We start from the raw sequence: 13,516 nt of genomic DNA on the forward strand, positions 1-13,516 counted from the left end.
TCATCCGTCCGCCCGGCCTTCCAGCCGGTCAACAACCTGCAAAGGCACCGCCGGGGCCTGCAACTGTTGCAGCAGAAGCGCGCGTCCCTCGGGGCTGAGGCTTGTGTCAGCCTCGACAAGGGCGACCAGCTGGGCCCGGCGTTCGGGGGTCAGCGGAACCATCGCATCCGACGACTGGGGGCGAATCGGACGGATGCGGATGCCCTCGCCCAGAAGCGCCGAGCGTTCGGCCACGATCTCGCGGCCCGCCAGCGCCCCGACCCTCAGGATGACGTCGTCGCCCTGGCGCCGCAGCACCTCGACGGCGACCTCCTGCAAGCGGTCTTCGGGTCCAAGTGCCAGCACCGTGCCCTGACGACCGACCGCCGTTGCCGGCACCTGCGCCACATCGGTCAGGGGCGGCTCGGAAATGGCAACCGAGACGAAATCCCCGGGCTTCACCAGTTCCCGCCCCCGCGGCAGGGCATCCAGCGCAATATAGACAAGGCGTCCGGTCTGACCTGCGCCAACGGCCGGGCCCACGCGGTCAAGCCGGCCCGTCAGCGCCTCCAGACCCGGGGCCCCTTCCAGCCGCACATCGGCGGCCGCCGGCCGCAGAGCGCCAGCCTGATCCAGCAGCAGCGCGAACTGCGCCGTGGACAGGCGCACCACCACGTCGAGCGCCGCAGGGTCGATGATCCGGCCCAGCACCTCGTTCGCAGTCACCACGGCACCGGGAACAAGGCCTACCCCGTCCACCAGGCCGCCGATCCCGGCGTTAATCTCGGTCTCTGCCAGGGCCCGCTCTGCCTCGCCCAGCGCGATCCGGGCCCGGGTCACGGCAACAGCTGTCTGATCGACCCGCGCCCGCGCGGAAGCCAGCGCCTGCTTGCGCGACAGCACCGCCTGTTCGGCCGCCGACACTGCCAGCTCTGCCGTCTCGACCGCCTGCGGCGAACCTGCGCCACGCGCAGCGATCTCTTCCTGCCGCGCCAGTGCCTGACGGCGCAGGGCAAGCTGCGCCTCGGCCGCAGCCAGATCCTCGATCAAAAGCCCTGCCGCCGCCTCGGCCTCGGCCGCCGACGCCTCGGCCTCGGCCAGGTTGGCCCGGGCCAGGGCCAGGGCCTCCTCGGCAGGCACCGGGTCCAGACGGACCAGAAGTGCGCCCGCCTCCACGCTGCCGCCGTTTCGGAAGCTGTCGGCCACCCAGACCACCGTTCCCGACTGCCGGGTGCGGATGTCGAGCGTCCGCCGCGCCTCGACCCTGCCGTAGGCGACCAGCTTCGGGGCGATCTCAGACGGGGCAAGGGTCAGGACATTCGCCGCCACCACCCGCTCCTGCGCGGGGCGGGCCGGGCCACCGGGGGCAAGGCTTTGGCGGACCGCATTGCCAAGCGTGATCGCTGCCAGCCCCAAGAGCGCCAGCGTCACCGCCAGCAGCAGAAGACCTAGAAGGCTTCGTCCGACAAATCGCATGCCTGCCCCGTGTTTGCCGCGCAAAGACTAGCGCATCGGACCCCAACCGCCAGTGCGGAAGGTCCAACCTACGCAGATGTTACGCAGAAGACGGCTATTTCCGTCGGAGATGCTCCTCGAGCCGGGGCATGATCTCGACAAAGTTGCAGGGCCGGTGCCGACTGTCCAGCTGGAAGGCCAGGATCTCGTCCCAGGCGTCGCGGCAGGCGCCGGGGCTGCCGGGCAGGGCGAAAAGGTAGGTGCCCCCCGCAACGCCGCCTGTCGCACGGCTTTGCACGGCGCTGGTCCCGATCTTCTGCATGCTGACAATGGTGAATACCGTGCCGAAGGCCTCGATCTCCTTCTCGTAAACCTCGCGGTGGGCCTCTACTGTCACGTCGCGCCCTGTCAGCCCCGTGCCGCCGGTTGTCAGGATCACGTCCACCTGCGGGTCCGCGATCCAGGCCCGCAGCCGTTCCACGATCAGCGCGCGGTCGTCCGCCACGATGCCGCGGGCCGCCAGGATGTGGCCCGCCGCGGTCAGCCGTTCGACCAGGGCATCACCCGACCGGTCCGTCTCTGGCGTCCGGCTGTCGCTGACGGTCAGCACCGCGATGCGGACCGGGTGGAAGGGCAGGCTTTCGTCGATGCGGCTCATCTCTAGCTCCTTGGCATCAGCGCCAGCCGCAGGGCAAGCGCACCGAAGATGGTGGCGCTGATCCGGGACAGCCAGCGCGCCAGACCGGCCGACCGGGCAAGCCGCTGGCCGATGGACCCGGCAAACAGGCCCACCGCGCCGTTGACCAGCAGTCCGCCCAGACTGAACACCGCCCCCAGCATCAGGAACTGCGGCAGCATCGGGCGCGCTGGGTTCACGAACTGCGGCAGAAAGGCCAGAATGAACAGGATCACCTTCGGGTTCAGCAGGTTGACCGCCAGCGCCTGAAGGAACACCCGCCCGGCCGGGGCGTGCACCACCGCCACCTCGCCCGCGAAGGGCGATGCCCGCAGCGCCCCAACCGCCAGCCACGCCAGATAGCCGACCCCCAGCCATCGGATTGCCTCGAAGGCCGCCGGATGTGCCGCAACCAGAGCCCCCAGGCCCAGCGCCGCCAACGTCACATGCACCATGCCGCCCAGCGCAATGCCGAAATTCGCCGCCATCGCCGCCCGCCGCCCGGCCTTCAACCCCTGGCCCAGGCAGAACATCATGTCGGCCCCCGGCGTCAGGTTCAGCGCCAGCGCGGCGGGGATGAAGGCAAGAAGCACAAGCGGCTCGACCGGCAGCATCACCCGCGAAGCCTTTCCTGCAAGGACAGAAGATCCGCCCAAGCCTCACGCTTGGCAGAGGGATTGCGTAGCAGATAGGCCGGGTGGGTCATCGGCAGCAGTGGCCTGCCTAGGGCCTGCATCCAGTTTCCCCGCGCCCGCAGGATGCCGCGCTTGCCGGTCAGCGCATCCAGCGGCGTATTGCCCATGACCACGATCACCGCCGGATCGACCAGGGCTATGTGGCGCTCGACAAAGGGCCGCATCATGGCGATTTCCGCAGGTTCGGGGTCGCGGTTTGCCGGCGGGCGCCAGGGCATGACATTCGTGATGTAAAGCGCCGATTGCGGATCGGTGCTGGTGCGGGAAAGACCGATCGCCGCGAACATCCGGTCCAGAAGCTGCCCGGCGCGCCCCACGAAGGGCCGCCCCTCGCGGTCCTCGTCCGCGCCCGGCGCCTCGCCCAGGATAAGGACACGCGCCGCTGGGTTGCCGTCGGCAAAGACCGTGTTCCGCGCCCCCTTCTTCAGATCGCAATGGTCATAGGCCAGGATGGCCGATCGCAACTCCTCCAGTGTCCGGGCCCGCGCCGCCGCCGCCTGCGCCACCTGGACCGGATCGGCCGCGGCAACCGGCTCGGGCAACGCAGGTGCTGCGGGTGCAGGGACGGAAGGTTTCCTTCCCTCGGCTGCAAGCTCATAGCGGTTCAGCGGGCCGTCGCCGATCACCTCGTCGGCACCGGCCTCGACCTGCCATGCCAGCGCGGCAAGGGCGGCGTGCCAGTCCCCGGCGATGTCTGCGGCGATTCCCATGGCCCGAGACTAGGCCCTGGGCCGATCCGGTGCCAGAGCGATCCACGCCGCCTTGCGCTTGCCCCCGCCCCACCGGTTTGCGATAGAGGGTCAAATCTGCAGGGACTTGCCCATGGCCTTCCGCGCCCGCCACCTTCTGGGGATCGAACAGCTTTCACCGCTGGAGATCACCACGGTCCTCGATCTGGCCGAACGTTACGTCGATCTGAACCGCCGCACGGTGAAGCAATCCGACGTGCTGGCGGGAATGACGCAGATCAACCTCTTCTTCGAAGCCTCGACCCGCACGCAATCCAGCTTCGAACTGGCCGGAAAACGGCTGGGGGCGGATGTGATGAACATGTCGGTCGCCAATTCCAGCGTGAAGAAGGGCGAGACGCTGATCGACACCGCGATGACGCTGAACGCGATGCACCCGGACCTGCTGGTGGTGCGTCACGGGGCAAGCGGGGCTGTCAACCTTCTGGCGCAGAAGGTGGATTGTGCGGTGCTGAACGCGGGCGACGGGCGGCACGAACATCCCACCCAGGCACTTCTGGATGCGCTGACCATCCGCCGGGCGAAGGGGCGGCTGCAACGCCTGACCGTGGCGATCTGCGGCGACATCGCGCATTCGCGGGTGGCACGGTCGAACCTGATCCTGCTGGGAAAGATGGAAAACCGTCTGCGCCTGATCGCGCCGCCAACCCTGATGCCGTCCGGCGTCGAGGATTTCGGCTGCGAGCTGTTCGACGACATGCGCGAAGGCCTGAAGGGCGCCGATGTCGTGATGATGCTGCGGCTGCAGAAGGAACGGATGGACGGCGGCTTCATCCCGTCCGAACGCGAATACTACCACCGCTACGGGCTTGACGCGGAAAAACTGTCCCATGCCGCGCCCGATGCCATCGTCATGCACCCCGGTCCGATGAACCGCGGGGTGGAAATCGACGGCGAACTTGCCGATGACATCAACCGGTCGGTTATCCAGGACCAGGTGGAAATGGGTGTCGCCGTGCGCATGGCCTGCATGGACCTTCTGGCGCGGAATCTCAGGGCCGAACGCGGGCGGAAGATCGTGGGGATGATGGCGTGACCCGTTGGCCCGCCTTTCCGAGGTCCGTTTCCCTTCCGCCCTGCAGCGAAGGGCGCAAGAGATGCGACAACCAGCAGAAACGGGGCGCGACGTGACCCCGGATCCCGAGCGCAAGCCGACAAGGCAGGAACTGCGTCAGGGCGGCATGGTGGCTGCGGCCGTCCTTGTCTTTCTTGCGCTCTTCACCGCCCTCATCATCTGGATTGCCTGAGCATGTCCCGCATCGAACCCGACAGCATCATGGGCCATGCCACACCCCTGCTGGACGGCGAGACCGTGGTGGCAGAGTTCCGGGCCGACCGGCGTGCCTACTGGCAGGGACATCTGGTCATGGCGGTGGTTCTTGGCGCCGTGGCGGGGGTGATCCTCATGTGGCAGGGCAATCCCTACCCCGTCGCTGGGCCCCTTGGGGCAGCCATCGCGATCGGTGCAAGGGCGGCCTATCTGGCCTCGGAAGCCCTGGGCGAGACCTGGCGCCTGACGGACCGTCGCCTGCTCGGCCCCGGAGGCCGGGCGATCCCGCTGAAGCAGATCCGGACGGCCCGCCCCTTTCTTGGCGCGGTGCAGCTCGTGATGCTTTCGGGCGACAAGCATCTGATCAAGTATCAGTCCGATGCCGCAGCGGTCGCCGCGCGGATCGGTGCGGCCGCGAGCCGCGGAAGGTGACCAACCCATGACGACGCTGCACTTCGCCCATGCCCGCCTGATCGACCCCGAGGCCGGAACCGACGCACCCGGCAGCCTGACCGTGAAGGGAGGCGCGATCCTTGCCCGCGACGGAACTGCACCGAAAGGGGCCACGGTCATCGATTGCGCCGGCAAGTGCCTTGCCCCCGGCATCGTTGATCTGGGGGTAAAGATTGGCGAGCCCGGCGAACGGCACCGCGAAAGCTTCCGCTCGGCGGGGCTTGCTGCGGCGGCGGGGGGCGTGACCACGATCATCGCGCGTCCCGACACGATCCCGGCCATCGACACGCCCGAGACGCTTGAATTCGTGACCCGCCGGGCAGCCGAAGCGCCGGTGCGCATCCGCCACATGGCCGCGCTGACCAAGGGCCGCGACGGGCACGAGATGGTGGAGATCGGTTTCCTGCGCGACGCGGGCGCCATCGCCTTCACCGATGTCTTCCGCGTCTCGACCAATGCCAAGGCCCTGACTCGCGCCATGGCCTATGCGCGATCGCTGGGCGCGCTGGTCGTGGGGCACCCGCAGGATCCGTCGCTGTCGGCAGGCGCATCGGCGACCTCGGGCAAGTTCGCCAGCCTGCGCGGCATTCCCGCCGTGTCACCCATGGCCGAACGCATGGGGCTGGAACGCGACCTCGCCCTGGTCGAGATGACGGGTGTCGCCTACCACGCCGACCAGATCACAACGGCGAAATCGCTGCCCGCGCTTGCCCGCGCCCGCGCCGCCGGGCTGAACGTGACCGCCGGCACGTCGATCCACCATCTGACGCTGAACGAATTCGACGTGGGTGACTACCGCACCTTCTTCAAGCTGACCCCGCCACTGCGGTCGGAAGCGGACCGGCTGGCAATGGTAACTGCCGTGGCCGAGGGGCAGATCGACGTGATCAGTTCGATGCACACCCCCGCTGACGAGGAGTCGAAACGCCTGCCCTTCGAGGAAGCCGCCCCCGGTGCGGTCGCGCTGGAAACCTTCCTGCCCGCCGCGATGCGGCTTTACCACGCCGGACATCTTACCCTGCCGGCACTTTTCCGCGCCATGGCCCTGAACCCGGCCCGGCGCCTGGGTCTGCCGCAGGGACGCCTGGCCCCCGGCGCGCCGGCCGACCTGATCCTGTTCGATCCCGACGCGCCCTTCCTGCTGGACCGCTTCAAGCTGCGGTCCAAATCGAAGAACACCCCGTTTGACGGCGCCCGGATGGAGGGTAAGGTGCTGGCAACCTGGGTCGCCGGGACGCAGGTCTTCGCCGCGGACGACTGATCCATGCCCGACATCACCACCTCGCTCACGCTTCTGCTTGTGACTGCGCTGCTTGCCTATCTGCTGGGCTCGGTGCCGTTCGGCATCGTCATCACGCGGGCAATGGGTCTGGGAGACCTGAGGAAGATCGGTTCGGGAAACATCGGCGCGACCAACGTGCTGCGCACGGGGCACAAGGGCGCTGCGCTGGCGACGCTGGTGCTGGATGCGGCCAAGGGCGGGATCGCCGTCGTGATCGCACGCGCCGCCCTTGGCGAGGATGCGGCGCAGCTGGCGGGCCTTGCGGCCTTTCTGGGCCACCTGTTTCCAGTCTGGCTGGGCTTCCGGGGCGGCAAGGGAGTGGCAACCTTCCTGGGCATCCTTCTGGCACTCGCCTGGCCTGTGGGCCTTGCCGTCTGCGGCACCTGGCTGGTGGCAGCGCTGGTCACGCGCATCTCATCGATCGGCGCGCTGGTCTCGGCCGCCAGTGCCTCGCTATGGCTGTTCTGGTTCAACGAAGGGCGGATGCTGATCCTTGTCTTCTTCCTGACCGTCCTGGTCTATTTGCGCCATGCAGAGAACCTGAAGCGGATCAAGGCCGGCACAGAACCGAAGATCGGCCGGAAGAAAGCTGCCGACACCGGGGCCTGACCCGCGGCTCTTCGCTTTCGTGCGGCCGCCCGCGAGCGTCCGGCGAAGACCGACCGCAAGGAAGGGATAAGTGGCCCCTGGCGCCCCCAGGCTAAAGCGAGGCTGCCTCGTAAAGCGGCACAAGGCTGTGGCCCCACTCGCCCTCGTATAGCTCCAGCCAGCGGTCGGCCTGCACCTTTCCTGTCTTCAGGCTTTCGACCAGCGGTGCAAGCTGCGCCTCTTCACCCAGCCCGCGGGCCGCAAGGCCCGCATGGCTAAGCCCCAGGGCGGCGCTGGCCAAGTCCATCAGTTTGACGCCACCGGCCTCGCCCGCCAGAGCCCGCTCCGAGGCAGCGACCCGCAGCCCCTCGCGCGTCTGGGCATCGAAGCCCTTCACCAGATCCCAGGCGGCATCTAGCGCGGTCTGGTCATACATCAGCCCGACCCAGAAGGCAGGCAAGGCCACGATGTGCGCCTGATCCCCGCAATCGGCCCCGCGCATCTCGATATACTTCTTGACCCGGGCTTCGGGGAAGACCGTGGTCATGTGATCGGCCCAATCGGAAAGTGTGGGTCTTTCCCCCGGCAGCGCGGGCAATTCGCCCTTCAGGAAATCGCGGAACGACTGGCCCAGCGCGTCGATGTATTTCCCGTCGCGATAGACGAAATACATCGGCACATCCAGCACCCAGTCCACATAGCGCTGAAAGCCCATGCCTTCTTCGAAGGCGAAGGGCAGCATCCCCGTCCGGCTGTCATCCAGCCCCCGCCAGATGCGGCTGCGCCAGCTGCGGTGACCGTTCGGCCGGCCCTCGAAGAAGGGAGAGGAAGCGAAAAGCGCCGTCGCCACCGGTTGCAGCGCCAGCGCCACCCGCAGTTTCTGCACCATGTCCGCTTCGGAGGCATAGTCCAGATTCACCTGCACGGTTGCCGTGCGATACATCATCTGCGTGCCATGGGTGCCGACCCGGCCCATGTAGTCGGTCATCAGCCGGTAACGCCCCTTGGGCATCACCGGCATCTGATCATGCGTCCACTCGGGCGGTGCACCGATCCCCATGAAGCGCACGCCCATCGGCTCGGCGATCGAGCGGACCTCGTCCAGATGGGTCTGCAATTCAGCGGCTACCTCGATGGTCGAGGCTAAGGGTGCCCCCGAAAGTTCGAACTGTCCGCCGGGTTCGAGGCTGATGTTGGCGCCATTCCGGGCCAGGCCGATGACGTTTTCGCCCTCGCGTACCGGCTGCCAGCCATAGCGGGCAACGAGACCATCGAAGATCGCCGAAATCGAGCGCGGCCCGGCATAGGGAAGTGGCGCGCGGGTATCGGTAAGCCAGCCGAACTTCTCATGCTCGGCGCCGATGCGCCACTGGTCCTTCGGCTTGCAGCCGGCCTCCATGTAGGCGGCAAGCTGGTCGAAGCTTTCGATGGGTCCGCCGCCGGACTGGGGAATGGACATGGTGCAAGCTCCGGGCTGGCGGGTCTTCTCCGGCACAAGGTGCCGGGCGCCAAGAGGTGTCAAGGGCAGAGGGCCAAGTCAAGAGGGGTAAGATCCCCTGCCTGCCTCGTGGACCACGACACCGCTGCCCCTGCGCGCCCAGATCAGCCGGTCGGCACCATCCAGCGCCAGGTTCCTGCCGTCCGATGTCGCCGTGGTCCCCAGGGCTGCCACAAGGGCCGCCGTATCCATGCCGGGCAGGGCCGCGAAAGCATCGAACAGCGCCTCGGCACCCTCGGCCTCGACGGGGATGAAAAGCGTCTGTCCATCCCCCTGCCGCAGCCTCCAGACCCGGCGGCCGCGCAGGGTCAGCAGCCGCAGTTCGGCCAGGTCGGGAAGGCCGACAAAGCCGCCGACGCGCGGCCCCATGTAGGCGATCTGCGCCTCGGTCACGCGCACGATGCCCGGTGCCTCGCCCTCTTGCCGAAAGCGCAGGCGGCGAAAAGCGTAAAGCGCCCAGCCCAGGCCGAAAAGCAGGATCGCGCCGCCGATCGGCAACAGGAAGAAGCCACCCTGCGCGGCGATCCAGCCGCCAAGCAGGACCACCGCCCCGGCGGCGATCACCTCGCGCCACCGTCCCAGCGCCGAACGCAGTTCGGGGCGGATGAAGCTCACCGCCAGTCTCCGCAGGCCGCCTGCCACAGGGTGATGGCGGCCACGGCAGCGGTATCGGCACGCAGGATGCGCGGGCCAAGCGACAGGGGCACCACGTCCGGTCGCGCGCGCAGCTTCGCTGCCTCGTCGCCAGAAAATCCCCCTTCCGGCCCGATCAGGATAGCGGCGGGGCCTGCCGCCGGTGCAAGTAGCGCAGGACGGCCTGCCGCCGTCTCGTCACACCAGTAAAGCCGGCGTCCTTCCGGCCACGCGGCCAGCACCCGGTCAAGGGTGGTCAGATCCGCCACCTCGGGCACATAGGTCGCGCCGCATTGTTCTGCCGCCTCGACGGCATGGGCCTGCAGGCGGTCCTGCCGGACACGTTCGGAATTGGTGTGCCGGGTCTGCACCGGCAGGATGCGACGCACACCCAGTTCAACGGCCTTTTCCACGATGAAATCGGTCCGCGCCTTCTTGATCGGCGCGAACAGAAGCCACAGGTCGGGCGGCAGCACCAGGGGGCGGGTCATGGCCTCGCAGGTGGCAGTTGCCCCCCGTTTCCCTGCCGCGGTCAGCACCGCGCGCCATTCGCCGTCGCGCCCGTTGAACAGCACGACCGGCGCGCCCATACCCAGCCGCATCACGCCCACCAGGTAATGCGCCTGGTCCGGGCTGAGGGCCACGGCTTGCCCCGGTCCCAGCGGCTGGTCTACATGAAGCCTGACATCCGACATGAGCGCGAACCTATGACCCCTCCGCCGCAAATGCCAGAGGCCGAACCCGCCGGGCGGGTGGCAGACGCGCCGAAGGACAACTGGGTGGACCGTCTGGCCCCGACAGCGACCCGGCCCTACCTGCGCCTTTCCCGCGCCGACCGGCCAGTGGGCACCTGGCTTCTGCTGATTCCCTGCCTCTGGGCCATCGCTCTGGCCGGGGGTGTCTCGGGCTTCAGGGCCTGGGATCTCTGGCTGGTCGTCTCCTGCGCGGTGGGGGCCTTCCTGATGCGCGGTGCGGGCTGCACCTGGAACGACATCACCGACCGCGAGTTCGACGCCGCAGTGACGCGCACGCGCAGCCGACCGATCCCCTCGGGCCAGGTCACGGTGCGGGCAGCGCTGATCTGGATGGTGGTGCAGGCGGCACTGGCTGCGGTGATCCTGTTCACCTACAACTGGCTGGCCGTGGGGCTGGGTGTGGCGAGCCTGGCGCTGGTGGCGATCTATCCCTTCGCCAAGCGCTTCACCTGGTGGCCGCAGGTCTTTCTGGGGCTAGCGTTCAACTGGGGCGCGCTGCTGGCCTGGGCTGCCCATGCGGGAACCGTGCCGCCGGCTGCCATGCTGCTTTATGCCGCCGGGATTGCCTGGACATTGTATTACGACACGATCTACGCCCACCAGGACCGCGAGGACGACGCATTGATCGGGGTGAAGTCGACCGCACGGCTGTTCGGCGACCGCAGCCGCCTCTGGCTTCGCGCCTTCCTTGTTCTGACCTTGCTGCTGTTCGCCGCCGCCGTCATCCTGGCCCATGTGGATCAGGGCCGGGTGCTGGCGCTGGTCGTGGCGCTGGGGGGTGTCTGGGCGATGGGGTGGCACCTCCAGTGGCAGATGCGGACGCTCGACCTGGACGACCCGGCCTCGTGCCTTGCAGTCTTCCGTTCGAACCGGGACGCGGGCCTGATCCCTGTGCCGTTTCTTGCCGCCGCGGCCTGGCTTGGTTGAACCCCGGGCGGCGAAGGCCTAGGAACCCTTGGGCGAATGCCCTGCCCTGAGTCGACCGGAACCCGCCTTGCCCCAGTTTCTTCGCCAGTTTTCCGCAACCACGCTTGCACTGCTTGCCTTCCTTCTGGCAGCGACCGTCATGGTCGGCGTCGCCTATGCAACCGCCCTGGTGATCGAGACACGTACCGCAAAGGTAGTGAGCGCCCGGCTGGCAGAACAGAAACTCGACTGGATCACGGTCACCACAGACGGGCTCCAGGTCCACCTGACCGGCACCGCCCCGAACGAGGCGGCCCGCTTCCGCGCCGTGAACATGGTCGGCACCCTGGTGGACAATTCGCGCATCCGCGACGGGCTGGAGGTCGCACCGACAGCCGCGATCAAGGCACCGGATTTTTCCGTTCAGATGTTGCGGACCGAAGACGGAATCCAGCTGTTCGGCCTGATGCCCGAAAACCCCGGCGAAAACAGCCTTTCCGAAGCCGAGCTTGCCGAAGCGGCGGGGCAGCTCACACCGGGAATCGAGCCGACCAACATGCTGGAACTGGCCGATTACCCGGCGCCCGAGACCTGGGGGACGGCACTGGCATTCGGGCTGGAGGCGCTGAAGCGTCTGCCGCGGTCGAAGGTCTCGGTCATGGCCGACCGGGTCGAGGTCACGGCAATTTCCGACAGTGCCGCCGAAAAGCGGCGACTTGAAAACGAACTGCGGGCGCTCGCGCCGCAGGACGTGCGGCTGGTTCTGGACATATCGGCCCCCCGTCCGGTGATCACGCCCTTCACCTTGCGATTCGTTGTCGATACCGAGGGTGCACGCTTCGACAGCTGCTCGGCCGATACCGAGCGGGCCCAGCGCCAGATCCTTGCCGCTGCCACCGCCGCCGGCGTCACGGGCACGCCGAACTGCAGGATCGGCCTTGGCACGCCGACCCCGCGCTGGGCCGAAGCCGTGGTGCTGGCAATTCGTGCGGTCAAGGAACTGGGATCGGGATCGATCACCTTTTCCGATGCCGACGTGACGCTTCTGGCCGGCAGTGACGTGCCGCAGGCCACCTTCGACAAGGTCGTGGGCGAACTGGAAACCAGCCTGCCCGATGCCTTTTCGCTGACCTCGACACTGGAAAAGGCGGAAAGCTCGACCCAGGGACCAGCCGAATTCACTGCTGTCCTGACCGAGGCCGGCAAGCTGGACCTGCGCGGAAGACTGACCGACGAATTGCAGCGCCAGGCGGTCGATGCCTTTGCCCGCGCCGCTTTCGAGGGTGCCGAGGTGCGCACCGCCACCCGCGTGGACGAAACCCTGCCCGATGGCTGGCCGATTCGGGTGCTGGCCGGCCTCGAGGCTCTGGCCGAGGTCGAATACGGCTCGCTTCTGGTGCGGGCCGACACGGTGGAAGTGACCGGCGTCACCGGCTCGCAGGAGACGCGGGGCCGCATCACCCAGATCCTGTCGGGCAAGCTGGGCCAGGGCCAGACCTTCAGGGTGAATGTCCGCTACGACAAGGCGCTGGATCCCGTCGCCTCGCTTCCCACGCCGGAAGAATGCGCGGCGGACGTGAATGCCGTGATCGCGCGGACGAAGATCACCTTCACTCCGGCCTCGGCCGAACTGGCTGCCGGTGCCCGACCCGTGCTGGACGAACTGGCCGCCATCCTGACCGCCTGCCCGCCCATGCAGATGGAGATTGCAGGTCATACCGACAGCCAGGGGTCCGAAGGCGGGAACAAGGCGCTCAGCCAGGCCCGGGCCGAGGCGGTTCTGATGGCCCTTCAGGGCCGGCGGGTGGACATCTCGGGCATGACGGCAGTCGGGTATGGCGAATCGACCCCGATCGCCAACAACGCCACCGAAGAGGGGCGAGAAGCCAACCGGCGGATCGAATTCGTGCTGAAGGGCGACCATGCCGCCATGGTGCAGGATGCGGGTGTAGCTCCGGCCGAAGGCACCGCAGTTGGCGCCAATGGCGCGGCGTTGCCCCCGGCCGGTACGGCGGGGCCTGGCGCAGCACCGGCGACCGGCGGCGAAGGACCGGATTTCTCGAATGACACCAGCCCCTCTGTCGCTCCGGCGGAGAAGACGATACGACCCTTGCCGCGGCCTGCCGACCTGAAGGCCGGGGAAGACCAATGAACCGCACGGAATTCGTCATCGCCACCGCCATCATCCTGCTTGTCGCCTTCGCGATGGGCTGGTTCACGCACTGGCTTCTGCACCGCTTCACCCGGGTCAAGGGCGGCGACATGGCCGAGATGGACAGGCTCGCCCAATCCCTTCACGAGGCCGAGGAATTGCGCGACCAGGCGCTGGCCTATCTGGAACAGCGCGAGGCCGAGCTCATGAACCAGATCAACCAGACAGAGGCCGAGCTGAAGGCCGCGATGGAGGGTCTGCGCGAGGCGCGCCATGAGGCCGAAGAGATGCGCGCCTATATCGAGCGGATGCACGCGAACGGCTGAGCGCGGGCGAGTTCATCGAGGAAATCACATCGGAGCTTTCAAAGGCTACGGGCCGGAGATTTCGAAAATGCCGGCGCTTCGGTCCAGACGCGGCCAGGT

General features: G+C 67.8%; 15 protein-coding genes. 8 read left to right on the top strand and 7 right to left on the bottom strand.

Annotation, left to right across the window (positions count from 1 at the left end):
• The 4 genes from EZM81_RS07505 to EZM81_RS07520 form a co-directional block, all read right to left on the bottom strand.
• A complete protein-coding gene (locus EZM81_RS07505) occupies positions 1–1,455 on the bottom strand; it encodes an efflux RND transporter periplasmic adaptor subunit (RefSeq protein ID WP_136645311.1) in 1,455 nt (484 codons plus the stop codon).
• 94 nt (positions 1,456–1,549) lie between these two features.
• The gene (gene moaB, locus EZM81_RS07510) at positions 1,550–2,092 is read right to left on the bottom strand and encodes a molybdenum cofactor biosynthesis protein B (RefSeq protein WP_136645312.1); all 543 of its coding nucleotides are present in this window, start codon (positions 2,090–2,092) and stop codon (positions 1,550–1,552) included.
• Positions 2,093–2,094: 2 nt separating this feature from the next.
• Positions 2,095–2,724 (bottom strand): LysE family translocator, encoded by a 630-nt coding sequence (locus EZM81_RS07515; protein ID WP_135449831.1) that lies wholly within the window; start codon positions 2,722–2,724, stop codon positions 2,095–2,097.
• Complete coding sequence (locus EZM81_RS07520) at positions 2,724–3,515, bottom strand: uracil-DNA glycosylase family protein (protein WP_371685725.1); 792 nt, start codon at positions 3,513–3,515, stop codon at positions 2,724–2,726. Before EZM81_RS07520 ends, EZM81_RS07515 begins: the two co-directional genes overlap by 1 nt.
• Positions 3,516–3,627: 112 nt before the next feature.
• Between EZM81_RS07520 and EZM81_RS07525 the strand changes: the two genes are divergently transcribed.
• The 5 genes from EZM81_RS07525 to plsY all read left to right on the top strand — a co-directional run bounded on the left by EZM81_RS07525 (position 3,628) and on the right by plsY (position 7,168).
• Positions 3,628–4,590 (top strand): aspartate carbamoyltransferase catalytic subunit, encoded by a 963-nt coding sequence (locus tag EZM81_RS07525; protein WP_135449830.1) that lies wholly within the window; start codon positions 3,628–3,630, stop codon positions 4,588–4,590.
• A 61-nt stretch (positions 4,591–4,651) separates the two neighbouring features.
• Positions 4,652–4,801: a preprotein translocase subunit SecE gene (locus EZM81_RS07530; protein WP_136645313.1), complete on the top strand. Its 150-nt coding sequence runs from the start codon at positions 4,652–4,654 to the stop codon at positions 4,799–4,801.
• 2 nt (positions 4,802–4,803) lie between these two features.
• Positions 4,804–5,256 carry a hypothetical protein gene (locus EZM81_RS07535; protein ID WP_248298157.1) on the top strand — a complete coding sequence of 151 codons (453 nt, stop codon included), beginning with the start codon at positions 4,804–4,806 and terminating at the stop codon, positions 5,254–5,256.
• 7 nt (positions 5,257–5,263) lie between these two features.
• On the top strand, positions 5,264–6,538 hold the full coding sequence (pyrC, locus tag EZM81_RS07540) for a dihydroorotase (RefSeq protein ID WP_135449829.1): 1,275 nt from the start codon (positions 5,264–5,266) through the stop codon (positions 6,536–6,538).
• Positions 6,539–6,541: 3 nt separating this feature from the next.
• Positions 6,542–7,168 carry a glycerol-3-phosphate 1-O-acyltransferase PlsY gene (plsY, locus tag EZM81_RS07545; RefSeq protein ID WP_135449828.1) on the top strand — a complete coding sequence of 209 codons (627 nt, stop codon included), beginning with the start codon at positions 6,542–6,544 and terminating at the stop codon, positions 7,166–7,168.
• A gap of 91 nt (positions 7,169–7,259) precedes the next feature.
• Here plsY and EZM81_RS07550 read toward each other — a convergent pair whose 3' ends face one another.
• From EZM81_RS07550 to EZM81_RS07560, 3 genes are all read right to left on the bottom strand, one after another.
• Positions 7,260–8,606, bottom strand: a complete 1,347-nt coding sequence (locus tag EZM81_RS07550) for a glutamate--cysteine ligase (RefSeq protein WP_136645314.1) — start codon at positions 8,604–8,606, stop codon at positions 7,260–7,262.
• A gap of 78 nt (positions 8,607–8,684) precedes the next feature.
• Positions 8,685–9,260 (bottom strand): hypothetical protein, encoded by a 576-nt coding sequence (locus tag EZM81_RS07555; RefSeq protein WP_136645315.1) that lies wholly within the window; start codon positions 9,258–9,260, stop codon positions 8,685–8,687.
• Complete coding sequence (locus EZM81_RS07560) at positions 9,257–9,973, bottom strand: 16S rRNA (uracil(1498)-N(3))-methyltransferase (protein ID WP_136645316.1); 717 nt, start codon at positions 9,971–9,973, stop codon at positions 9,257–9,259. The genes EZM81_RS07555 and EZM81_RS07560 overlap by 4 nt, the downstream gene beginning before the upstream one ends.
• Positions 9,974–9,985: 12 nt before the next feature.
• Here EZM81_RS07560 and ubiA point away from each other — a divergent pair, with 12 nt between their 5' ends.
• The 3 genes from ubiA (at position 9,986) to EZM81_RS07575 (ending at position 13,417) form a co-directional block, all read left to right on the top strand.
• A complete protein-coding gene (gene ubiA / locus EZM81_RS07565; protein WP_135449873.1) occupies positions 9,986–10,960 on the top strand; it encodes a 4-hydroxybenzoate octaprenyltransferase in 975 nt (324 codons plus the stop codon).
• A 67-nt stretch (positions 10,961–11,027) separates the two neighbouring features.
• Positions 11,028–13,091: an OmpA family protein gene (locus EZM81_RS07570; protein ID WP_248298158.1), complete on the top strand. Its 2,064-nt coding sequence runs from the start codon at positions 11,028–11,030 to the stop codon at positions 13,089–13,091.
• Positions 13,088–13,417 (top strand): hypothetical protein, encoded by a 330-nt coding sequence (locus EZM81_RS07575; RefSeq protein WP_135449824.1) that lies wholly within the window; start codon positions 13,088–13,090, stop codon positions 13,415–13,417. The genes EZM81_RS07570 and EZM81_RS07575 overlap by 4 nt, the downstream gene beginning before the upstream one ends.
• Positions 13,418–13,516 lie beyond the last annotated feature (99 nt).

This window comes from Tabrizicola sp. YIM 78059 (assembly GCF_004959785.1).
GTDB classification, from domain to species: domain Bacteria; phylum Pseudomonadota; class Alphaproteobacteria; order Rhodobacterales; family Rhodobacteraceae; genus Tabrizicola; species Tabrizicola caldifontis.